Origin of the sequence: Nocardioides marmorisolisilvae (assembly GCF_031656915.1) — a bacterium.
Lineage (GTDB): Bacteria > Actinomycetota > Actinomycetes > Propionibacteriales > Nocardioidaceae > Marmoricola > Marmoricola terrisoli.
This window is the reverse complement of sequence record NZ_CP134227.1, coordinates 1,443,974-1,465,279: the sequence shown is the minus strand read 5'-3', so window position 1 is coordinate 1,465,279 and position 21,306 is coordinate 1,443,974. Positions and strand designations below refer to the sequence as shown.

Sequence of the window (21,306 nt, the reverse complement as noted above, 5' to 3'; positions counted from 1 at the left end):
TCCGGAGGGGGGCAGCCGGGGTAGGAAGGAGCCCATCGCATGTCTCGGGAAAGGTGCGACCACGATGACTGCGCTGCGCCCTGCCGGGCCGACGTCCGTCCGGATGCCGTCCGGAGCTGCCCCGACCCCGGACTCGCTGGTCGAGGAGCTCGCCGAACGCGTGCGGGCATCGGTGCGCCATCAGGCCATCGACCCCCAGCGTGACCCCGCCGCCGTCCACGCGATCGCGGTGCAGGAGATCCGGGCCCACGACGACCTCAGCCTCACCGGTGCCGTGCTGCCGATCGGCGACCCGGCCGCGGTCGCCGACGAGCTGGTCGCCAGGGTGTCCGGGTTCGGTGCGCTGCAGCGCTTCCTCGATGACCCGGAGGTCGAGGAGGTGTGGATCAACGAGCCGAGCCGGGTCTTCGTGGCCCGAGCGGGTCGCCATGAGCTGACCGACGTCATCCTCGACCGGGCGCAGGTCCAGGACCTGGTCGAGCGGATGCTCAAGGCGAGTGGTCGGCGGCTCGACCTGAGCAGCCCCTTCGTGGATGCGATGCTGCCCCAGGGCCACCGGCTGCACGTCGTACTCGAGGGCATCAGCCGTGAGTTCGCGGCGGTCAACATCCGCAAGTTCCTGCTCCGCGCTGCGCGCCTCGACGACCTCGTCGCGCTCGGATCGCTGTCTCGTGGCGCCGCCGACTTTCTCGAGGCATGCGTGCGTGCCGGCCTGAACATCGTCGTCGCCGGCGGCACGCAGACAGGAAAGACCACGATGTTGAACTGCCTCGCGGCTGCAGTGCCCGGGAGCGACCGGATCATCACGGCGGAGGAGGTCTTCGAGCTTCGCTTCGACCATCCCGACACGGTGGGTCTGCAGACCAGGCAGGCCGGACTGGAGGGCACCGGGGAGGTCAGCCTGCGCGACCTGGTCCGCGAGGCGCTGCGGATGCGGCCCACCCGCATCGTCGTCGGAGAGGTCCGCGCAGCGGAGTGCCTCGACCTGCTGCTGGCGCTCAACAGCGGGCTTCCCGGGATGGCCACCCTGCACGCCAACAGTGCCCGGGAGGCGCTGGTGAAAATGTGCACGCTGCCGCTGCTGGCCGGCGAGAACGTGTCCGCGCGCTTCGTCGTCCCCACAGTCGCCAGCTCCGTCGACATCGTGGTGCACCTCGGGCTCGACCACTCCGGTGCTCGGCACGTCAACGAGATCGTCTCGGTGCCGGGCCGCGCCGAGGACGACATCATCGAGATCGAGCCGATCTTCTGGCGTCGCGCCGGTGCGCTGGTGAGAGCGGGAGGCCTGCCGACGCGGACCGAGGCCTTCGCGCGGGCCGGCATCGACGTGGCGCACCTTCTGGCGGAGACCGACTGATGGGCGCCGTCATCGGCCTGTGCTTCGGTGCGGGACTGCTTCTGGCCTGGTCGGCGTACGCCGTGCCGCGTGCGCATCGGCCTCGGCAGGAGGGTCGGTTGCGGCTGCTGCTCGACTCCGCCGGGTTGCACGCCGTTCGGCCCGGAGCCTTCGTCGGCACCTGCCTGGGGTCGGGAGTGGTCGCGACGCTGGTGATGCAGGTGGCCTCACACACCGTGCCGGTGGCGCTCGTGTTCGGATGCGCCGCCGGCTATCTGCCGCTCGCCAGTGTCCGCGGGCGGGCCAGGCGCAGGCAGCGAGAGCTGGCGGAGGTCTGGCCCGAGGCTGTCGACAACCTGTCCTCGGCCGTCCGTGCTGGGCTCTCGCTGCCCGAGGCCCTGGCCGGGCTCGCCGAACGCGGGCCCGGTCCTCTCCGGTCGGCCTTCGCCGACTTCGCCCTCGACTATCAGGTCAGCGGCCGCTTCTCCGATGCCCTGGACCGGTTGAAGGTGCGGCTCGCCGACCCCGTCGGGGATCAGGTCGTCGAGGCGCTGCGCATCGCCCGCGAGGTCGGCGGTGGCGACCTGGGTCGGTTGCTGCGCAGTCTCTCCGGGTTCTTGCGTGACGACGCCCGGACCCGCTCGGAGCTGGAGTCCCGGCAGGCCTGGACGGTCAATGGTGCCCGGCTCGCCGTGGCGGCTCCGTGGCTGGTGCTGCTCCTGCTGTGCTTCCAGCCCGACGTCATCCACCGGTACGCCACCCCCGCGGGAGTCGTGGTCCTGATCGGCGGAGCGTTGAGCTGCCTGGTGGCCTACCGGATGATGCTACGGCTGGGCCGGCTGCCCGTGGAGAGGCGGATCCTCTCGTGAGTCCGGCATTCGGGGGAGCGCTGCTCGGGGCGGTCTTCGGCCTCGCCCTGTGGCGCACGGCCGGGCTCGTGATGGGCGCGCGGCGTACCTCGATCCCGCTACGGGTGCTGCCCTACATCCGTGACCTTCCCGGCCCGGGCGGAGGAGCAGGACGCCCCCTCCTCAGCAACAGGCCGCTGCCCACATGGCGGGCCCTCCTCGAGCCGCTGCTGGGTCGGGGAGCAGCAGTCGTCGAGCGCATCCTGGGCGGGTCCTCGTCGATCGAGCGCCGACTCGTGCGTGCGGGTCTCGACCTGACCGTGCACGACTTCAGGGTCAGTCAGGTGGTCTGGGGGCTGATCGGGTTCGCGGCCGCCGCCGTACCTGCGGCGCTGGTGGCCCTCGACGCACCGGACCGGACCGTGCCGCTGGTTGTCTTCTGTCTGGCGGCCGGGGTGCTCGGGGTGCTGCTCCGCGAGAACCGTCTCAGTGCGGCGATGGTCGCCCGCGAGCGTCAGATGCTGCAGGAGTTCCCGGCCGTCGCCGGCCTTCTGGCCCTGGCGGTCGCCGCCGGAGAGGGCCCGGCCGCAGCCCTCGCCCGCGTCGTGGCCCGTGCCCACGGCGCGCTCGCCACCGAGCTGCGCGCGGTGCTGGCGGCCGTTCAGACCGGAGTACCGGTGACAACCGCCTTCGATGACCTCGCCGGCAGGACCGGTCTACCGGTGGTGGCCCGGTTCGCGGAGAGCATCGCGATCGCTGTCGAGCGGGGCACCCCGCTGGCCGACGTCCTCCATGCCCAGGCCGGCGACGTACGCGAGGCCGGCCGACGGGCGCTGATCGAGACCGGGGCCCGCAAGGAGGTCCTGATGATGGTGCCGGTCGTCTTCCTGGTGATGCCGACCGTCGTCGTCTTCGCGTTCTTCCCGGGGCTGATCGGGCTCCGGATGGTGGTGTGAGCCGAACGGGTGAGCACAAGATGAGGAGAGTCCGATGAAGATGTTTCGCAGGTGGGGCCGCAACGAGAGGGGCGACGTCCCTGGCTGGGTCCTGATCACGGTCATGACCGCTGGTCTCGTGGCGGCGCTCTACGCCGTGGCCAAGCCCGAGCTGAGCTCGTTGCTCACCAATGCGCTCCACTCGGTCACCGGCTGAGCGACGTGACCAGCGAGGGGCCGCCGTCGTCGACTTCGTCCTCGTCGCCATCGTGCTGGTCCCGCTATTCCTCGGCATCGTCCAGGTCGCCCTGGTGATGCACGTACGCAGCACCCTCGCGGCTGCCGCGACCGAAGGTGCGCGGTATGCCGCGACCATCGACCGGGGTCCGGCCGCTGGCGCGGCGCACACACGCCGGCGCATCAACGATGCCTTGGCGGCGCGGTACGCATCCCGGGTCAGCGCCGACGAGGAGGTTGTCGACGGTCTGCGTGCCGTGGTGGTCCACGTCCACGCCGAGGTGCCGCCGCTGGGGCTCTGGGGTCCCAGCGTCAGCTTCGACGTCGTCGGCCACGGCGTCGAGGAGGCACAGTGACGCGGCACCGAAGGCGTCCGCGGGGCGAGGACGGCACCGCCATCGTCGAGTTCGTCTGGCTGGCGGTGCTGCTGCTGATCCCGATGGTCTACGTGGTGCTCGCCGTGTTCGACACCCAGCGCGCGGCGTATGCGGCCTCCGCGGCCGCGCGATCGGCCGGCCGGGCCTTCGTGACCGCACCCACCTCCGCCGAGGCATACCGGCGCGCCGAGGTAGCGGCGAGACTGGCGTACGACGACCAGCGGCTGACCGGCCCCGTGCATCTGCGGATCCGCTGCTCGCCGACACCGGACGCCTGTCTGACGCCGGGATCGGTGGTCACCGCGGAGGTCAGCGGTACCGCGGTCTTGCCGTTGATGCCGGTCGTCTTCGGCGACCACGCTCCGCGGTTGACGGTCAGCGCGGAGCACAGCTCGCCGTACGGCACCTATCGAGCGGCCCGACCATGAGCGCGCGCAACGAGCGCGGGAGCGTGGCGCCGCTCATTCTCGGCATGGCGCTGGTCCTGGCGGTGCTGGTCGCTGCCGTGGTGGATGCGTCGGCTGCGTTCTTGCGCCGCCAGGAGCTGGATGCGTTCGCCGACTCCGCGGCGCTGGCCGCCACCGACGGCGCCGCCGGCGACGCGATCTACACGCACGGGGTGGGTGCCCAGCTCGATGTCGACCCGGCAGCGGCGCGCAGCTACGTTGCGGCGTACGTCGACGCCAGCGGCATCCGGGCGCGCTATCCGGGTCTGACGTTCCACGTCAGCACCCGCGCCGACACCGTCGTCGTGGACGTGTCGGCGCCGATGCGCCTGCCGCTCCATGTGGCCGGGGTCGGTCGCCGTGTGCGCATCGTCGCGACCGCCGCGTCGGTGATCGCGGTCGACTGACTGCGCCCTGCGAAAGGCAGGCTCCTAGGCAGGAACCTCCTGTCGGCAGGAGTGCTGTGGGCGTCGTACGCGATGCGCGGCCTGCCTTCCTCGACGACGACCCAGCCGCTCGGTCGGCTCGCCCGATTTGCCGGACACGCGACGACTCCGCTGCGAGACTGGCGCGCATGAACGCCAAGAAGCTGGCCGCAGCCGCCGCTCTGGGGCTCGCCGTGGCGGCCCTCGGAACGGCGCCCGCCGACGCCGGCGCGACCGGGATCTACAAGAACTGCACGAAGCTCAACCACAAGTACCCGCACGGGGTCGGTCGGGCGCACGCGCATGACCACACCTCGGGAACACCGGTACGGAACTTCAAGCACTCCACCAAGATCTACAAGGTCGCGATGCGCCACAACAAGGGTCTCGACCGCGACAAGGACGGCATCGCCTGCGAGAAGGCCTGAAGGTCAGGCTCACCCGCGTTCACCGGGGTCGGCCACTGACCGCGAGCCCGACTCCGAGTCCGATCATCGACACACCTCCGGCCATGCCGAGCGCGCGACCGCGCGAGGGGCGCGAGTTGAACCAGCTTCGCAGCCCGCTCGACGCGATCGCCCAGACGCTGTCTGACAGCAGCCCGATGACGAGCGCGATCACACCCAACAGAACCATCTGGACGGTCAGGTGACCGGCACCGCGGTCGAGAAACTGCGGCAGCACCGCGGCGAAGATGATGAAGGCCTTCGGGTTCGACACCCCGACCACGGCACCTTCCCGAACCGCCCGGCCGATCGACAACGGCGGCCGCGCCGATGACTGCTCCGTGACGTGGAGGGCATGCCGGTGCCTGATGGCTTGGACGCCGAGCCAGACCAGGTAGGCCGCCCCGGCCAGCTTCACCACCGTGAACACCATCTGTGACTCCGCCACGATCGTGCCCAGCCCGAGGGCCACCAGGACCATCACGACGGCCAGGCCAGCAGTGTTGCCGAGAACGGTCGCCAGCGAGGTGGCTCGCCCATAGGCGAGCGCCCGGCCGATCACGAAGACCACGCTCGGGCCGGGGATCGCGATCAGCACGAACGCCGCGACGCCGAACGCGACGACCTGATGCGAGGTGACCATCGGGTCATCGTCGCAGGTCGCGGCGTCTGTTAACGAGATGTGGAGGTCCTGTTGCTCTCGTGTGACGGTCCCGTGGTGTCCGGATTGAGAGGTTGTTCGCAACGGCGGTCAACCCGATCGTCCCACCACAGGAGAAGCAACATGGCCACCACCCGAGCCAAGATCCTCGTCCCGCTCGCCACCCTGATCGCCGCCGGCGCCGTCGCCGTCGGGTCGGGCGCGACCTTCACGTCAGAGTCGGCGCACTCCGTCTCGGTGACCAGCGGCACGCTGCACCACACCAACAGCCAGAACGGCGCGACCCTGACCGTCTCGAACCTCAAGCCCGGCGACACCCAGTCCGGCACCCTGACGATCAAGAACGACGGCAACCTGGACTCGACCCTCGCGCTCACCCCGACCGCCGCCTCCAGCGGATTCGCCACCGGTGCGGTCAACCTCGAGATCACCAACGGCACGACCGTCGTCTACAACGGCGACATCGGCGCGATGACGACCGGCACCGCCTGGGACCTCGGCGCCCTGCCCGTCGGGCAGACCGACACGTTGACCTACACCGTGTCGATGGCATCGACCGCGGACAACACCAACCAGGGCAAGTCGGCCTCAGCGAGCTTCAGCTACGTCACCACCCAGACGAACACCAACGGGGGCGTCCTGAACTGGGTCTCGGGCGTCTGAGCTTCTCAGCGTGGTGCCTGAGCGCACCACCTCCTGGGTGGGAGGAGCCGGCCCGTCGTCCCGTACGACGGCGGGCCGGCCCCCACCTACCGCAACAACCCGATGCACCACCCACCACCGACAGCGTCTCGAGGATCAGGCCATGGAGCTGACCGCTACCCGCAACCCGCGACGGGGTCGCACCCGTCGCGTCCTGGTGAATGTGGCCTCCATCCTCGTCACCCTCGCCGCGATCGCGTTCATCGCGCCAGCGGCGTTCGGCCTGCACCGCTACGTGATCGCCGGCGAGTCGATGACCGGCACTTACGACCTCGGGTCGGTCGTCCTCGACAAGGTCGTCCCGGTCTCCGACCTCCGGGTCGGCGACGTGATCACCTACCTGCCCCCCGCCGACTCAGGAATCCCGCACCTGGTCACGCACCGGATCGTCCGGATCCACGGTGACGTGTTCCGCACCAAGGGCGACGCCAACCCCGATCCCGACCCATGGACCTTCAAGCTCACAGGGGCGACCCAGGCACGCGTCGTCTTCGGAGTCCCGTACGCCGGCTGGCCGCTGCTCGCTCTCCAGGACCGCACCACCCGGATGGCGGTGATCGGCATTCCCGCGCTGCTCGTCGCGCTGTCCAGCGCCCGTGACCTCTTCCGGGGACTTCGCCGTCGCAAGGGCTCCTCGCCGAGCGCGCCCACCAGTGCCGCGGCCCCGGCGCCCGTCGCCCTGGTGCCGCGCAGCTTCGGGGAGCCGATCCAGGCCCAGTCGAGCGCACCGAGGCACCGGGTCGGAACATGAGCTCCCGGCACGCCGACCGCCGTGTCCGCCGCACCCTGGTCAGGGTCGTCGGTCCGCTCGTCGCCGGTGCCCTCGCGCTGCTCGCCCTGAACGGCACCGGGCTCAGTGGAGCCACCTACACCGCTACGACCACTCACCGGGTCAGCGTCGGCGCCGCTCCGGACTGGGAGCCGCCGGTGGTCACGGTGACCAGCCCGGGGAGCACGCTCACCGGCAGCGTCCAGGTCGCGGCGATCGCGACCGACAGCGGCAGCGGTGTCAACAACGTGGTGATCCAGTACTCCGTCACCGACTCCGGCACCTGGACCACCCTGTGCACCGACGCGACCGCGCCGTACTCCTGCGCGTGGAACACCACGTCCGTCACCGACGGACGTTACGACCTGCGCGCGGTCGCCACCGACAACGCGGGCTTCGTCACGACCTCGGACACCAGCTCGACGCGCGTGGTGAACAATCTCGCGGTCGTCCTCGGCGACGTGCCTGACCCCGTCAGCGGCACCATCACCCTCACCGCCACCTATCTCAACAGCGCGCTGCTCCCGATGAGCGTGTACTTCCAGTACGCCGTCGCCGGCAGCAACGTGTGGACCTCCGTGCCGGGGTGCGGCTACAACGCCACCCTCACCTCCACCCGCACCTGCTCATGGGCGTCGACCCTCACCGGGGAGTACGACGTCCGTGCGGTGGCGACCAACCTCGTCCAGACGGTGTACGACGTGCAGAGCGACGTGACCATCGACAACACCGCTCCCACGGCGACCCTGACCGTCCCCCCGGGCACCCTGACCGGCACCGTCCGGCTCACCGCCACGGCGGCGGACGCGGACTCGGGCGTCGCGGGCGTGGTCTTCCAGGAGCGGGTGGGAACGGGCAGCTGGAACACCCTCTGCACACTGACCACGCAGATGACGTACTCCTGCCTGGTCGACACCACCAAGCTGGCCTCCGGCAGCCACGACTTCCGGCTCGTGGCCACCGACCTCGCGGGGAACGCGTTCACGGCGGCGACCCAGACCCGCACGGTCGACAATTCCGCGCCCGCGGTCACGGTCACCGCGCCGAGTGCAGGCGCGATCGTGCGCGGGACGACCACGATCACCGCGGACGCCAGCTCGCCCCGCGGGGTCACCAAGGTCGCCTTCGAGGGCCGACTCACGGGATCGAGCACCTGGACCCCGCTGTGCACCGTGACCAGCGCGCCGTACAGCTGTGCATGGGACAGCAGCGCGATCACGACGGGCAGCTATGACCTGCACGCCGTCCTGACCGACGGTGGTGGCGTGGTCACCACGAGCGCGACGGTGACCGTCACGATCGACAACTCGGTGCTGCGCGCCCAGGACATCCAGGCCACCAACGTGACCACGCTGGGCAAGCCCGCCAACGGGGACAGCCTCATCTTCACCTACTCGACCCTGGTCGACACCGGCACCGTGCTGCCCGGCTGGACCGGCGCGGCCACGCCGATCACGGTCGTCTTCAATGACGCGGCGGTGAGTGGCGGTCCGGTCTCCGGAGAGGACTGGGCGAGCTTCGGCACCACCAGGCTCGGCCTGGTGAGCTTCGGGCAGGACTACGTCAAGGCGAAGAAGTCTGCGAGCTTCACCGCGACCATGTCCGCGGCGACGCAGACGGTGGCTGGGGTCCAGGTGACCGTGGTGACCGTGACGCTGGGAACCGTGACCGGCGGTGGCACCCTCGGCACCTCGAGCGCAGCGGCCGCGATGACCTGGGTGCCGTCGGCCGCGGTGAAGAGCCCGAACGGGTTTGCGTGCTCGATCTCACCCGCGACCGAGTACGGCGCGTCGGACAAGGACCTGTGACCAGGGCGATGGAGGTGTGGGGTGCATAGGATCGACAGCCATGGCGGACCACGTGCTGATCGTCGAGGACCATCCGGACATCGCGGCGCCGCTGATGCGCACGCTGACCCGGGAGGGCTACGAGGTCAGCTGGGTCGACATGGGGCAGGCCGCGCTCGACCGGCTGGCCTCCGAGGAGGCCGGTGAGGTGGCCGCGGTGATCCTCGATCTCGGTCTGCCCGACATGGATGGTCTCGACGTGTGCTCGCGTGCCCGCGAGGCCGGCTACACCGGCGGCATCCTCATCCTCAGCGCACGGGGTGATGAGCTGGACCGAGTGGTCGGCCTCGACTACGGCGCCGACGACTACCTCGCCAAGCCGTTCAGCCTGGCCGAGCTGCAGGCCCGGGTGCGCGCGCTGGTACGCCGTACCAGCGCAGCGCGACCGACGCAGCAGGAGACGGCACCCGAGGGGCTCCACATCGATCGAGCGGCCCGACGGGTCACCCACGCCGATGCCGAGATCGCGCTGACCGCGAAGGAGTACGACGTGCTGGCTCTGCTCGCCGAGCACCCCGGAGCCGTCGTGTCCCGCGAGGATCTGATGGCCAAGGTGTGGGACGAGAACTGGTTCGGGTCGACCAAGACCCTCGACGTGACGGTCGGCCGGCTGCGTCAGAAGCTGGAGGACCTCGACGTCGCCCAGCGTGTGATCACGGTCCGCGGGGTCGGGTTCCGCCTCGAGGGCCCCGGAGATGCATAGGCGCCTGACTGCGTCATTCCTGGTGATGACCGTGACGGTCCTCATCGTGTTCAGCGTGGTGCGCGCCTTCGCGTTGCACGACCTTCTCCGTGTCGAGCAGCAGTCGACGCTGCGCCAGGACGCCCGACTGGTCGCCCGCTACGTCGCCCGCGCAGAGGACACTCCTCACCCGGTCTCGCGTCAGGAGCTCGCCGGTCTGGTCGCCCTCGACGAGGCGGTCGTGGTGCGACCGGCCTCTCGGCCGGCACTGTCCGCACAGGGCGCTGACTACCGCGCCGACGGAGCGGTCAGCGCCTCCGCGGCGGTCGGAGGCATGACGGTCCAGATGCGCCAGTCCGCCTCCGTGCTCGGTGACGCCGTACGGATCGGGCTCAGCTCGTTGGTGGTCCTCACCCTGGTGCTGCTCGGCGTCACCACGCTGCTCGGTGTCGTGGCGGCCAGACTGCTGGCCGCGCCGTTCTCGCGTCTTGCCGTGGCGGCCACCGCGCTCGGCCGCGGACGCTTCGACCTCGACCTGCCCGAGACCCGGCTGCCCGAGGCCCGGGCGATCGGTGAGGCGCTACGGGCAAGCGCCCGACAGCTCAGAGCCCGGCTGCAGCAGGACCGGGCCGACCTCCTCCGGCTCTCCCATGAGGTGCGGACCCCGCTGACCAGCCTGCGCATGGACCTGGAGGACCTCGCCGGTCGCCCCGGCCTGGACTCGGAGGATCGCGCCGTGATCGCCCGCGGCATCGAAGCGCTCGACGCCGTGCACGCGCGCGTGGGGGAGTACGTCGCCACAACGGGTCGCCATGCGGTGGTCGAGGACGCGCAGGTGCCGCTGGGAGATCTGGCCCAGCGGGTGTTCGACGACTGGAGCTCCTCCCTCGCACCGTTGCTCGTGCGGGGCGAGGTCGAGCAGGAGCGGCTGATGCTGACACCCGGTCCGGTCGAGCAGCTGCTCGACGTCGTCCGCACCGGCATCAGTCGGAACGCGCGCGAGGTGGTGATCGAGTTCACCGGCGCCGACGAGCGCGTCACGCTCAGGATCGCCGCCCCCGGGTCGTCCTCCCGGCCGGCCTCCAGAGCTGCGGTGGCGGACCTCGCCGGGGTTCTCGGCGGTCGGGTCGCCGGTGACCTCACCCACGCGCGAGGCCTGCAGGTCTGGCTGCCCCGCCGCTGACCCGCGTGCCGATCCTCGTTGCGCGCGCGTCGACCGGATCGCGGCGGCCGACCGCGACGAGCGGGCTCAGTGGGTGCTCGCTAACCTCGTCCCGTGGCCACCCGTGACTTCGACTCCGAGACCAAGCAGCTCCAGGCGACCATGGCGACGATCGGGAAGGTGCTCGGTCTGGACGGCATGCGCGCTGAGATCGCCGATCTCGCCGAGCAGGTCGCGGCTCCGGACCTCTGGGACGACCAGGCCAACGCCCAGCGCGTGACCGGCCGGCTGTCGGTCCTCCAGGGCGAGCTCGACCGGTTCACCTCCCTGCAGACCCGCCTCGACGACCTCGGGCTGATGATCGAGATGGCTCGCGAGGAGGAGGACGCCGAGATCCTCGCCGACTCCGAGGCCGAGCTGGACCGGATCCACAAGGCCGTGGAGCAGCTCGAGGTCCGCACCCTGCTCTCCGGTGAGTACGACGCCCGTGAGGCGCTGCTCACCATCCGGTCGGGTGCCGGGGGAGTGGACGCGGCCGACTTCGCCGAGATGCTGATGCGGATGTACACCCGCTGGGCGGAACGCAACAAGTACCCCATCGAGGTCTTCGACACCTCCTACGCCGAGGAGGCCGGTCTGAAGTCGGCCACGTTCGCCGTGCACGCGCCGTACGCCTTCGGGATCCTGAGCGTGGAGGCCGGCACCCACCGACTGGTCCGGATCAGCCCCTTCGACAACCAGGGGCGCCGGCAGACCAGCTTCGCCGCGGTCGAGGTGGTGCCGGTGCTCGAGCAGACCGACGAGATCGACATCCCCGACGAGGACATCCGGGTCGACGTCTACCGGTCCAGCGGGCCGGGTGGTCAGTCCGTGAACACGACCGACTCGGCGGTGCGGCTGACCCACCTCCCGACAGGCACCGTGGTGTCCTGCCAGAACGAGAAGTCACAGCTGCAGAACAAGGCCTCGGCGATGGTGATCCTCAAGGCCAAGCTGCTCGCGCTGAAGAAGGCCGAGGAGAAGGCCCAGCTCGATGAGCTGCGGGGCGACGTCCAGGCCAGCTGGGGCGACCAGATGCGCAACTACGTCTTGAACCCGTACCAGATGGTCAAGGACCTGCGCACCGACTACGAGGTCGGCAATCCCCAGGCCGTCTTCGACGGCGAGATCGACGGCTTCCTCGAGGCAGGGATCCGGTGGCGCCGAGGCGCCGAGTCCAAGGCCTGACCTCGCACCGCCGCTGCCCGCCTCAGCGGCTGGTGTTGAGCACGTTCGCCACCGTCACACACCACGCGTCGGCCCGGTGTCGCACGGCGGCGACCGGACCGCTCGCCTGGAGCTCACAACTGAGCCAGGTGCTGCCGAACAGACCGGCGTGGCGCACGCGTACGGCGCCGCCGACCCGGCACCGCTGGGTCATGGTGGGGTCACCGAACCGCGGCCCGTGCACCGCCCGACAGCCCTTCTCGCTGCCGGCCTCACGCACCACGAGCCGGGCCAGACCGCGGTTCACCGGTCGGGCGAAGACCCAGGCGCGCGCCCGGGAGCCGGCCGGGCCGGTCCAGCTGCAGCCGTGCTCGGCGACAACGTCCGCCCCCGATCCGGTGACGTCGGCACGCTGCCCGTTGCGCCACGTCGAGGAGCCGGTCCTGTGGCCGCCGAGCACGGCGGAGACGGCGCTCGTCGGCACCAGCGAGCAGAAGTCCATCCGCGGCAGCGACATCGCAGCGGTGTTCAGTCGCGCGATCGGCGTCGGTGACGCCACCACATGGGGCTCCGTCGCGCTGGCGCAGCCGGTCAGGACCGACAGCGCGACCACGAGACACACGGTCGCAAGGGCACGGAGCGTCACAGCCCGCCACCCTAGGTCATCGTCGTAGGGCGAAACACCGAGGCGCGGGGGTTCCCCGACCCGGTTGGCAGACTCACCTAGACTCAACCAGCGGTCGGACGCCCTGCGCGTGCAAGCCCCCATTCCCCGAAACCGGCCAGCCCCAGCCCTGTGATCAGATTCGAGAACGTCACCGCGACGTACCCCGGCCACACCAAGGCCGCGCTCAAGGACGTCACACTCGACGTCGAGAAGGGCGAGTTCGTCTTCCTGGTCGGTCCCTCCGGGTCCGGCAAATCCACCTTCCTGCGACTGGTGCTCCGAGAGACCCGGGCGGGCACCGGTCGCGTGTACGTCGCCGGCAAGGAGCTCAACCGGCTCGCCGGCTGGAAGGTGCCTCGCCTGCGCCGTCAGATCGGCACGGTCTTCCAGGACTTCCGGCTGCTGCCCAACAAGACGGTGTCGGAGAACGTCGCGTTCGCGCTGCAGGTGATCGGCAAGCCCCGCGCACACATCAACAAGGTGGTGCCCGAGACACTGGAGCTGGTCGGTCTCGAGGGCAAGGGCCAGCGGATGCCCGACGAGCTGTCCGGGGGCGAGCAGCAGCGGGTGGCGATCGCCCGGGCGTTCGTCAACCGACCGATGATCCTGATCGCCGACGAGCCCACCGGCAACCTCGACCCCAACACGTCGGTCGGGATCATGAAGCTCCTCGACCGGATCAACCGCACCGGCACCACCGTCCTGATGGCCACCCACGACGTGGGCATCGTGGACCAGATGCGCAAGCGGGTGATCGAGCTCGACGACGGCCTGGTCGTGCGTGACCAGTCACGCGGCGTCTACGGCTACCAGGACTGAGGGAATCTCCGATGGCACTGAAGTACGTCTTCACCGAGGCAGGCACCGGCCTGCGCCGCAACGTCTCCATGTCGGTGGCGTTGATCGTGACGATCTTCGTCTCGCTCACCCTCGTCGGCATGGGCCTGCTTCTCAACTCCCAGGCGCACAAGGCCGAGCAGTCCTGGGGCAGCAAGCTCCAGATCACCGCCTTCTTGTGCAACCAGAACTCGCAGTCGCCCAACTGCAACAAGACGAACGTCACGGCGCAGCAGAAGTCCGCGATCAAGCAGGTGCTCGACACCAACCCAGAGGTGGCGTCGTACTACAGCCAGACCAAGCAGCAGGCCTATGACACCTGGAAGAAGGTCTACGCACCGACCGACTCGTCGCAGAAGCAGATCTACTCGACGGTGACCCCGAGCGACATGCAGGAGTCCTACTGGATAAAGCTCAAGGACCCGCAGAAGTTCCAGGGCATCGAGTCGCAGCTGTCGGGGATGCAGGGCGTCGACAATGTCCGCGACCTACGCACGGTGCTCAAGCCGATCTACTTCTGGATGACGACGCTGCGCAATGCCGCGATCGGCATCGCCGCCTTCCTGCTGGTGGCTGCGATCCTGCAGGTCGCCAACACGATCCGGCTGGCGGCCTTCGCCCGTCGCAAGGAGATCGGCATCATGCGGCTGGTCGGTGCCTCGACCCTCTACATCTCCTTGCCGTTCCTGATGGAGACGCTCGTCGCGGCACTGATCGGCATCGTGTTGGCGGGGTTGACCCTGAGTGCGTTCACCTACTTCGTGATCTACGGAAAGCTGCGCGGAAGCTCCCGGATCACCGAATGGATCGACTGGCACGACACGCTCGCCGCCTTCGGTGAGGTGACGGTGCTCGGCATCCTGCTGACGCTGATTCCGACACTCGTGATGACGCGCAAATACCTCAAAGTCTGAGGACCGTCGGTTACCTTCGTGGGGCCAAGTTTGCTTCCCCCAACGAACGGGCAACCCGGTGTCTCGCATCTTCCCCCTGCGCACGAGCCCATGGCGTCGATCCGCGCTCGTGGCCGCCGCCACCTGCCTTGCGGTCGGCCTCCCACTTCTGTCGCATGCCGCCTTCGCCGACCACGGAGGCCTCAAGCACCGACAGCACAAGGTGCACCGCAGCGTGCAGCACGCCCGCGGTGACCTCGACGAGTCCAGCCGGGCGCTGACCCGTGCCCGGCAGCGCCTCGAGGTCGCGCGCACCCGGCTAGCGCACGCCCGCAGCACGTTGCAGGCGACCAGGACGCGGCTCGCGGCCGCCCGGGTCGTCGACCAGCGGATGCAGGCGCGACTCGACCGGGCGGTTCGTGCCCTGCAGCAGGCGCAGGCCGAGCTCGAGCGGAGCCGGACGGCCGTAGCCGACCAGCGTCGCCAGATCGGTGTGCTGGCGGCACAGAGCTACGAGTACGGCAGCCCACAGCTGCTCGGCCTGGTGGCGATGCTCGGCTCCGGGAACCCCGATGACGTCACCACCCAGATGAACACCGTGCACGCGCTCGCCGCACGGGAGAAGAGCAACCTGGACGACCTCAAGGCCACGGAGGCGGCGCTCGCGGCGCAGGAGGTCAAGGTCGCGGCCGCCAAGCAGGACGTCGCCGCCCAGCGGGCCGAGGCTGCCCGCAACCTGGCGAAGAAGCGGGCGATCGAGGAGCAGGCCGCGCGGCAGCGCAACCAGGTCGTCTCACTGGTCGCTTCCCGCAAGCACGCGCGCGCGAAGGCAGCCCGGATCCGCGCCCACGACGTACGCCAGCTGAAGCGGTTGCAGCACCAGGAGGCCCGCATCAAGCGGCAGATCCTGGCCAGGGCACGCCACCAGCACAGCCGGCACGTCGGTGACACCGGTGGCATGCTCTTCCGCCCGGTCCCGGGCTACATCACCTCGCCGTACGGCTGGCGGATGCACCCGATCTACCACTACTGGGGCCTCCACGACGGCGACGACTTCCACGCGCCGTGCGGCACACCGGAGCGCGCGGCGGACGGCGGGACTGTGATCTCGGAGTACTACTCCAGCGTCTGGGGCAACCGGCTCTACCTCGATCTCGGCAAGATCAACGGCCACAACTTCACGGTGATCTACAACCACATCTCCCGGTACGCGGTCGGCAGCGGTGCGCACGTCCGGCGCGGCCAGACGGTCGCGTACGCCGGAACCACCGGCTGGTCGACCGGCTGCCACCTGCACTTCACGGTGATGCGCGACGGCGTGGCCGTGAACCCGATGAACTACATGTGACCGGGTTGCCCGCGGCTGCGACAATCGCGCTCATGGCCAAGGAGCAGGGGCGCAAGCTGATCGCGCAGAACAAGAAGGCGCGACACGACTACGCCATCGAGGACACCCTCGAGGCCGGGCTGGTGCTCCAGGGCACCGAGGTGAAGTCGCTGCGACTGGGTCGCGCCTCACTGGTCGACGGCTTCGTGGAGATCGACGCCGGCGAGGCATGGCTGCACTCGGTGCACATCCCCGAGTACGCCCAGGGCACCTGGACCAACCACGCTGCGCGCCGCAGGCGCAAGCTGCTGCTCAACCGCGTCGAGATCGACAAGCTCGAGCGCAAGGTGTCCGAGAAGGGCTACACGATCGTGCCGCTCTCGCTGTACTTCAAGGACGGTCGCGCGAAGGTCGAGATCGGGCTGGGCAAGGGCAAGAAGCACTGGGACAAGCGCCAGTCGCTCCGGGAGCGCCAGGACGACCGGGAGAAGCAGCAGGCGCTCGGGCGGCGGCTCAAGGGCATGGACTAAGGGCGGGGACGCGCCGTGAACGACGACGACGTCCCGGGCTGGTGGCAGTCGCTGGGCCTGCCAGGTCTCTTCGACGTGCATGTGCACTTCCTGCCTCCGAACATCCAGGCGGCGGTGTTCGCCCAGTTCGACCGGGCCGGCCCGAAGATCGGCCGTCCGTGGCCGATCCGCTACCGCGGCAGCCACGACGAGCGGGTCGCCCAGTTGCGCGCGCTCGGCGTACGCCGATTCAGCTCGCTTCCCTACGCCCACAAGCCCGGCATCGCGAGCTACCTCAACGACTGGTCGCGTGAGTTCGCTGCGCAGGTCCCCGAGTGCCTGTGGTCGGCGACCTTCTACCCCGAGCCGGAGGCGGCAGGCTCCGTCGCTGAGCTGGTCGAGGCGGGAGTGGAGGTGTTCAAGCTGCATGCGCAGGTGGGGGAGTTCGCCCTCGACGATGCGCTGCTGGACACCCCGTTCGGCATCCTCGAGGACGCCGGCACCCCGGTCGTGATCCATGTCGGCTCCGGGCCCGTCGGCAACGCCTTCACCGGACCCGCCCACCTCGAGCGTCTGCTGCGCGCGCATCCGCGTCTGCGCGTCGTGGTCGCCCACCTCGGCGCGCCCGAGTACGCCGAGTTCCTCGACCTCGCCGACCGGTACGACGAGACGCGGCTGGACACCACCATGGTTTTCACCGACTTCTTCGAGGAGTCCGGGGCCTTCCCGCGCGCCCTGCTCCCAAGGCTGGTCGACCTCCAGCCCAAGATCCTGCTCGGCACGGACTTCCCGACGATCCCCTACGCCTACGCCCACCAGCTCGAGGCGCTGGAACGGCTCGACCTCGGGGCCGACTGGCTGCGGGCGGTCTGCTGGGACAACGGCAGCAGGCTGTTCGGGGGCCCGGTCAGCGGCGACGGATGAGCACGACGCTGTCGTCGAGGAGGGCCTGCTCGCCGTCGGGGCCGGTCGCCTCCCGCTGACGCACCTCGGCGACGACCGTCTCCCAGTCGTCGTCGGGAAGGCCGAGCTCGGCGAGCTCCTCGGCCGGCCCGAGGAGCTCGTGCGCGTGCTCGTGGAGACCGGCGGCCCACGGCGGCGGCGCAGCGTGACCGACGAGCAGCAGATGACCGCCCGGGGCGACGGCGTCGGCGCCCCGGCGGAGCACCGCGGTGCGCGAGAACCCGATGTTGGAGTGCAGGAAGCACGCGGAGACCAGGTCGAACCTGCCCTGCTCAGGCACCCAGTCTGCGAGGTCCGCGACGACCCACTCCACCGCTCCGATCAGCTCCTGGCCCGCCGCCGCCCCACGGGCGCGGGCGATCGCCGTCGCGGAGACGTCGACGCCGGTGACCTGCCAGCCGCGGGCCGCCAGCCAGAGGCTGTCTGCACCCTCGCCGCAGCCGAGATCCAGTGCCCGCCCGGGCGACATGCCCTCGACGCTCGCCACCAACGCCTGGTTCGGTCGGCCGGACCAGATCCGCTCCCGCTCCGCGTACCGGGCATCCCAGTGTGCGGCGGTCTCGGGGCTCGTGGGCTCGTGATCGGTCACCGCTCCAGCATGCCCGAGCCCGCCCGGCACCGCCATGGAGGGCTCCGGACGAGCGACGCCGTGGCCGGGCACCGGTGGCTCCCGCCGGGAATATCGGTCGGCCGCCGGGGCGTTGATGCGTATGCTGGAAGCACAACTCAAGAGGGGCTGATTGGTTTCGACTGGGGACGCTAGTCCCAGGAGAAGCGGGTCGAGAAGCCAGCGTCATCTCGTAAACGTTCGCTGGAAATCAATAGTTGCCAACTCAAACCGCAACGACTTCGCTCTCGCTGCCTGAGCAGTGATCGAAGGGTCAGACCGGGCATCTGCCTCCGTCCCGGATCCTGACCTCATCTAGGAGGCTTGCTGATCAACCTCTGTCAGGAGGGTTGATCGGGACTCTTTCCTGACTGAGCCCGTCGGCGCACGTGTCCGTGCCAGCGCCGGGGCCGAGAAAAGCGACCTCGCGGACTGCACCCGGAGAAGACCTGGTTCGGCGCTCGAGGACGCGGGTTCGATTCCCGCCAGCTCCACCGAGGTGAGGTGCCCGTCCGTCGGTTCCCGGCGGGCGGGCACCTCGCACCTCATCGTCGTGACCGCCGGCGTCAGAGCTGGTTCGATGACGGCCCGCTCGGCTCACCGTCCGGCGGCGGGTTGATCGGTGGCCCCTCGATGCGGGCCGCCTCCTCAGCCGCGGTGGTGCCGAGCCTCGGCCCCGGGGCGAAGGCGTCCGGCGCGCCGGGGGTCGGCTCGGCGCCGTCGGCCAGCTCCTGGGCACGGTGCTCGATGATCTGGATGATCGCCGGCCGCGCCGCGTGGCATCGCTCGTAGTCGAGGACCTGCTGCACGCCGTCGTGGTCCAAACTGCGGATCCGGGCCTCGATCGTGCCTTCGGGAAGCTCGTCGTAGCCCGGCAGCGGTAACTCGTCAGTGGTCATGACCCTCCTCCTCCGGATGACCCGTTTCGGTACCCGGGACCACTGCGGGCTATGCCGAGCCGTGTCCAGCCGCACCGCTCAGGACCGATAGCGTGGCGGCGTGAGCGAGGTGCGTTGCCTGTTCTGCCGGATCGCCACCGGTGAGGAGACCGCGGCCGTGGTCTGGTCCGACGACGAGTTCCTGGCCTTCCTCGACGTACGTCCGGTGTTCAAGGGCCACACGCTGCTGGTCCCGCGCAGCCACGTGGCGACCCTCCCAGACCTGCCGCCGTCGCTGCGCGACGGGTTCCTGGCCGCCGGCCAGCGGCTGGCCAGCGCGATGGTCGACGGGCTCGGCGCGCAGGGCTCCTTCCTGGCCGTCAACAACGTGGTCTCCCAGAGCGTGCCGCACCTGCACCTGCACGTCGTGCCCCGCACCAAGGGCGATGGCCTGCGCGGGTTCTTCTGGCCGCGCACCAGGTACGCCGACGACGCCGAGCGCGCGGACTTCGCCAGTCGCGTGGCGGCCGGCTGTCGCTGACGACGCAGGGCTGCGAGCTCCGCGGTTCCGAGCCCGCCGGGGCCGCCCGCGGATCGGGTCATAGAGTGACCGGCGAGATCGTGCGGGCCAGCAGGGCTCCGCGCCCGGAACAGGAGGCAGCATCGATGGGTCGGTACGACGGACGGGTCGCGATCGTCACCGGAGCCGCACGCGGCATCGGCGCAGGGATCGCCAAGCGCTTCGCCGATGAGGGGGCGGCGGTCGCCGTGCTCGACCTCGACGAGGGTCAGGCATCGGCCACGGCAGGTGGGCTGGGCGCGGCGAAGGCCCTCGGCGTCGGCTGCAACGTCACCGACGAGGCCTCGGTGCAGGACGCCGTCGCCCGGGTCGTCGCCGAGCTCGGTGGTCTGCACGTGCTGGTGAACAACGCCGGCATCACCCGCGACAACCTGCTGTTCAAGATGACCGTCGACGACTGGGACGCGGTTCTGGGGGTGCACCTGCGCGGCGCCTTCCTGATGTCGCGCGCAGCCCAGAAGACGTTCGTGGAGCAGAAGTACGGCAAGATCCTGAACCTCTCCAGCGTCTCGGCCAACGGCAACCGCGGTCAGGCCAACTACTCCGCGGCCAAGGCGGGCGTGCAGGGCTTCACCCGCACCCTGGCCCTCGAGCTCGGTGCGTTCGGCGTCAACGTCAACGCGATCGCCCCCGGCTTCATCGCCACCGAGATGACCGACGACACCGCGCGACGGCTGAAGATGGACGTCGACGAGTTCCGCAGGCTCAACGCCGAGGCCAACCCGGTCAAGCGGATCGGGCACCCTGAGGACATCGCCGCCGCAGCGGCCTTCCTGTGCAGCGACGAGGCGTCCTACATCACCGGTCAGACGCTGTACGTCGATGGCGGAGCCAAGATCTGACACCACCGCATGGCGTGCGTCATCACGCACTCTTCAGGTGAGAAACGGGCGGGCCTCCCTTGATCGGGGGGCCCGTTCGTTCATGCTTGGGCCCATGAGTTCCGCACGACTTCCCCAGAGGCGCACGCGCACGTTCGCCCTCGTCCTGCTCGCCCTCGCGCTCGGCCTGTCCCTGGCCGCTTGCGGCGGGAGCAAGAAGCCCGCCCAGAGCCGACCCGAGTCGCAGCCCATCCAGGGCGGCTCCACGCTCGCTGCCGTCTGGCCGCTGACCGGCCTTCCCGCCGGCAACAAGACGCCGAAGCACCGCGTCCTCGCCGTCAAGATCCCGAACACCGCCGAGAGCTACCCGCAGACCGGCATGTCGGCGGCCGACATGGTCAGCGAGGAGCTCGTCGAGGGCGGGATCACCCGGCTTGCCGTCTTCTACTACTCCAGGGTTCCGTCGCTGGTGGGCCCGGTGCGCTCGATGCGCGCCTCCGACATGGGCATCGTGAAGCCGCTGCATGCGGTCCTGGTGTCCAGCGGTGCCGCGCCGCCGACCCTGCGCCGGCTGAGCCACGCCCACATCCCGTTCTACACCGGCGGGCCGGGCTACTTCCGGGACAGCTCGGCGGCGCCGTACAACCTGATGGTGCACCTGCGTCAGCTGGTGGCCTCGATGAAGAAGAAGACCGTCGTCCCCGCGAACTATCTGCCGTGGGGTGCCGAGAAGGACTTCGCGGGCACGAAGCGTGCGGGCAACATCGCCGTCAAGTTCTCCGCCGGGCACACCACGCAGTGGAAGTACGCCGGCGGCAAGTACCACAACACCAACTCCTACGCGCCTGCCAACGACCGGTTCAACCCCGACAGCGTCCTGGTGCTGCGTGTCCGCGAGGGCAACGCCGGCTACCTCGACCCGGCCGGGAACCCGGTCCCGGAGACGATCTTCCAGGGGAAGGGCGCGTTGCTGCTCTTCCACAAGGGCAAGGTCGAGCGTGGCACGTGGTCGAAGAAGAAGCTCGGCAGCCAGTTGGTGCTGCGCACCAAGAAGGGCGCGCTGAAGGTTCCGGCCGGGCACGTCTGGCTCGAGCTGACGCCGGTCGACCACGCCGGTGGCCACGTCAGCTGGACCAAGTAGCGGG

Annotated in this window: 26 protein-coding genes and 1 other RNA gene; 23 read left to right on the top strand and 4 right to left on the bottom strand. The window is 69.9% G+C overall.

Annotated elements, in window-relative coordinates:
• Positions 1–64: 64 nt before the first annotated feature.
• From Q9R13_RS07045 to Q9R13_RS07010, 8 genes are all read left to right on the top strand, one after another.
• Positions 65–1,357: a CpaF family protein gene (locus Q9R13_RS07045; protein ID WP_310964357.1), complete on the top strand. Its 1,293-nt coding sequence runs from the start codon at positions 65–67 to the stop codon at positions 1,355–1,357.
• Complete coding sequence (locus Q9R13_RS07040; RefSeq protein WP_310964355.1) at positions 1,357–2,205, top strand: type II secretion system F family protein; 849 nt, start codon at positions 1,357–1,359, stop codon at positions 2,203–2,205. The genes Q9R13_RS07045 and Q9R13_RS07040 overlap by 1 nt, the downstream gene beginning before the upstream one ends.
• Positions 2,202–3,140: a type II secretion system F family protein gene (locus Q9R13_RS07035; protein ID WP_310964354.1), complete on the top strand. Its 939-nt coding sequence runs from the start codon at positions 2,202–2,204 to the stop codon at positions 3,138–3,140. Before Q9R13_RS07040 ends, Q9R13_RS07035 begins: the two co-directional genes overlap by 4 nt.
• 34 nt (positions 3,141–3,174) lie before the next feature.
• Entirely contained in the window at positions 3,175–3,336 is a 162-nt protein-coding gene (locus Q9R13_RS07030) for a hypothetical protein (RefSeq protein ID WP_310964353.1), read from the top strand.
• Complete coding sequence (locus Q9R13_RS07025; RefSeq protein WP_310964351.1) at positions 3,311–3,712, top strand: TadE family protein; 402 nt, start codon at positions 3,311–3,313, stop codon at positions 3,710–3,712. Before Q9R13_RS07030 ends, Q9R13_RS07025 begins: the two co-directional genes overlap by 26 nt.
• Positions 3,709–4,161 carry a hypothetical protein gene (locus tag Q9R13_RS07020; RefSeq protein ID WP_310964350.1) on the top strand — a complete coding sequence of 151 codons (453 nt, stop codon included), beginning with the start codon at positions 3,709–3,711 and terminating at the stop codon, positions 4,159–4,161. The genes Q9R13_RS07025 and Q9R13_RS07020 overlap by 4 nt, the downstream gene beginning before the upstream one ends.
• Positions 4,158–4,586: a pilus assembly protein TadG-related protein gene (locus tag Q9R13_RS07015; RefSeq protein WP_310964349.1), complete on the top strand. Its 429-nt coding sequence runs from the start codon at positions 4,158–4,160 to the stop codon at positions 4,584–4,586. Before Q9R13_RS07020 ends, Q9R13_RS07015 begins: the two co-directional genes overlap by 4 nt.
• Positions 4,587–4,753: 167 nt before the next feature.
• Positions 4,754–5,032, top strand: a complete 279-nt coding sequence (locus tag Q9R13_RS07010; protein WP_310964348.1) for an excalibur calcium-binding domain-containing protein — start codon at positions 4,754–4,756, stop codon at positions 5,030–5,032.
• A 19-nt stretch (positions 5,033–5,051) separates the two neighbouring features.
• Here the strand turns inward: Q9R13_RS07010 and Q9R13_RS07005 are convergent, their stop codons facing one another.
• Positions 5,052–5,693: a LysE family translocator gene (locus tag Q9R13_RS07005; RefSeq protein WP_310964347.1), complete on the bottom strand. Its 642-nt coding sequence runs from the start codon at positions 5,691–5,693 to the stop codon at positions 5,052–5,054.
• Positions 5,694–5,834: 141 nt separating this feature from the next.
• Here Q9R13_RS07005 and Q9R13_RS07000 point away from each other — a divergent pair, with 141 nt between their 5' ends.
• The 6 genes from Q9R13_RS07000 (at position 5,835) to prfB (ending at position 12,100) form a co-directional block, all read left to right on the top strand.
• Positions 5,835–6,374 carry a TasA family protein gene (locus tag Q9R13_RS07000; RefSeq protein ID WP_310964346.1) on the top strand — a complete coding sequence of 180 codons (540 nt, stop codon included), beginning with the start codon at positions 5,835–5,837 and terminating at the stop codon, positions 6,372–6,374.
• A 142-nt stretch (positions 6,375–6,516) separates the two neighbouring features.
• On the top strand, positions 6,517–7,164 hold the full coding sequence (locus Q9R13_RS06995) for a signal peptidase I (RefSeq protein ID WP_310964345.1): 648 nt from the start codon (positions 6,517–6,519) through the stop codon (positions 7,162–7,164).
• Complete coding sequence (locus Q9R13_RS06990) at positions 7,161–8,990, top strand: Ig-like domain-containing protein (RefSeq protein ID WP_310964344.1); 1,830 nt, start codon at positions 7,161–7,163, stop codon at positions 8,988–8,990. Before Q9R13_RS06995 ends, Q9R13_RS06990 begins: the two co-directional genes overlap by 4 nt.
• Before the next feature lie 40 nt (positions 8,991–9,030).
• On the top strand, positions 9,031–9,732 hold the full coding sequence (locus tag Q9R13_RS06985; protein WP_310964343.1) for a response regulator transcription factor: 702 nt from the start codon (positions 9,031–9,033) through the stop codon (positions 9,730–9,732).
• Complete coding sequence (locus Q9R13_RS06980) at positions 9,725–10,894, top strand: hypothetical protein (RefSeq protein ID WP_310964342.1); 1,170 nt, start codon at positions 9,725–9,727, stop codon at positions 10,892–10,894. The genes Q9R13_RS06985 and Q9R13_RS06980 overlap by 8 nt, the downstream gene beginning before the upstream one ends.
• 93 nt (positions 10,895–10,987) lie before the next feature.
• Positions 10,988–12,100: a peptide chain release factor 2 gene (prfB, locus tag Q9R13_RS06975; RefSeq protein WP_310964340.1), complete on the top strand. Its 1,113-nt coding sequence runs from the start codon at positions 10,988–10,990 to the stop codon at positions 12,098–12,100.
• A gap of 22 nt (positions 12,101–12,122) precedes the next feature.
• Here the strand turns inward: prfB and Q9R13_RS06970 are convergent, their stop codons facing one another.
• Entirely contained in the window at positions 12,123–12,725 is a 603-nt protein-coding gene (locus tag Q9R13_RS06970; RefSeq protein ID WP_310964339.1) for a hypothetical protein, read from the bottom strand.
• Positions 12,726–12,875: 150 nt separating this feature from the next.
• On the opposite strand from Q9R13_RS06970, the gene ftsE reads away from it, so the two are divergent.
• The 5 genes from ftsE to Q9R13_RS06945 are packed head-to-tail and all read left to right on the top strand — an operon-like array spanning position 12,876 to position 17,236.
• Entirely contained in the window at positions 12,876–13,565 is a 690-nt protein-coding gene (gene ftsE / locus Q9R13_RS06965; RefSeq protein ID WP_310964338.1) for a cell division ATP-binding protein FtsE, read from the top strand.
• 11 nt (positions 13,566–13,576) lie between these two features.
• A complete protein-coding gene (gene ftsX, locus Q9R13_RS06960; protein WP_310964337.1) occupies positions 13,577–14,497 on the top strand; it encodes a permease-like cell division protein FtsX in 921 nt (306 codons plus the stop codon).
• 58 nt (positions 14,498–14,555) lie between these two features.
• Positions 14,556–15,824 (top strand): peptidoglycan DD-metalloendopeptidase family protein, encoded by a 1,269-nt coding sequence (locus Q9R13_RS06955; protein WP_310964336.1) that lies wholly within the window; start codon positions 14,556–14,558, stop codon positions 15,822–15,824.
• Positions 15,825–15,856: 32 nt separating this feature from the next.
• Positions 15,857–16,333, top strand: a complete 477-nt coding sequence (smpB, locus tag Q9R13_RS06950) for an SsrA-binding protein SmpB (RefSeq protein ID WP_310964335.1) — start codon at positions 15,857–15,859, stop codon at positions 16,331–16,333.
• Between the two features lie 15 nt (positions 16,334–16,348).
• Positions 16,349–17,236, top strand: coding sequence for an amidohydrolase family protein (locus Q9R13_RS06945; protein ID WP_310964334.1), 888 nt, complete (start codon positions 16,349–16,351; stop codon positions 17,234–17,236).
• On the opposite strand, the gene Q9R13_RS06940 is transcribed toward Q9R13_RS06945, so the two are convergent.
• Complete coding sequence (locus Q9R13_RS06940; RefSeq protein ID WP_310964333.1) at positions 17,220–17,864, bottom strand: class I SAM-dependent methyltransferase; 645 nt, start codon at positions 17,862–17,864, stop codon at positions 17,220–17,222. The genes Q9R13_RS06945 and Q9R13_RS06940 overlap by 17 nt on opposite strands.
• Before the next feature lie 143 nt (positions 17,865–18,007).
• Between Q9R13_RS06940 and ssrA the strand changes: the two genes are divergently transcribed.
• Positions 18,008–18,379: a transfer-messenger RNA gene (gene ssrA, locus Q9R13_RS06935) on the top strand.
• 69 nt (positions 18,380–18,448) lie between these two features.
• Here the strand turns inward: ssrA and Q9R13_RS06930 are convergent.
• Positions 18,449–18,781 carry a hypothetical protein gene (locus Q9R13_RS06930; protein ID WP_310964332.1) on the bottom strand — a complete coding sequence of 111 codons (333 nt, stop codon included), beginning with the start codon at positions 18,779–18,781 and terminating at the stop codon, positions 18,449–18,451.
• A gap of 100 nt (positions 18,782–18,881) precedes the next feature.
• Between Q9R13_RS06930 and Q9R13_RS06925 the strand changes: the two genes are divergently transcribed.
• From Q9R13_RS06925 to Q9R13_RS06915, 3 genes are all read left to right on the top strand, one after another.
• Positions 18,882–19,301: an HIT family protein gene (locus Q9R13_RS06925; protein WP_397219158.1), complete on the top strand. Its 420-nt coding sequence runs from the start codon at positions 18,882–18,884 to the stop codon at positions 19,299–19,301.
• A gap of 125 nt (positions 19,302–19,426) precedes the next feature.
• Positions 19,427–20,182, top strand: a complete 756-nt coding sequence (locus Q9R13_RS06920) for an SDR family NAD(P)-dependent oxidoreductase (protein ID WP_310964331.1) — start codon at positions 19,427–19,429, stop codon at positions 20,180–20,182.
• Positions 20,183–20,276: 94 nt separating this feature from the next.
• Complete coding sequence (locus Q9R13_RS06915) at positions 20,277–21,302, top strand: DUF3048 domain-containing protein (RefSeq protein WP_310964330.1); 1,026 nt, start codon at positions 20,277–20,279, stop codon at positions 21,300–21,302.
• The last annotated feature ends 4 nt before the right edge of the window (positions 21,303–21,306 follow it).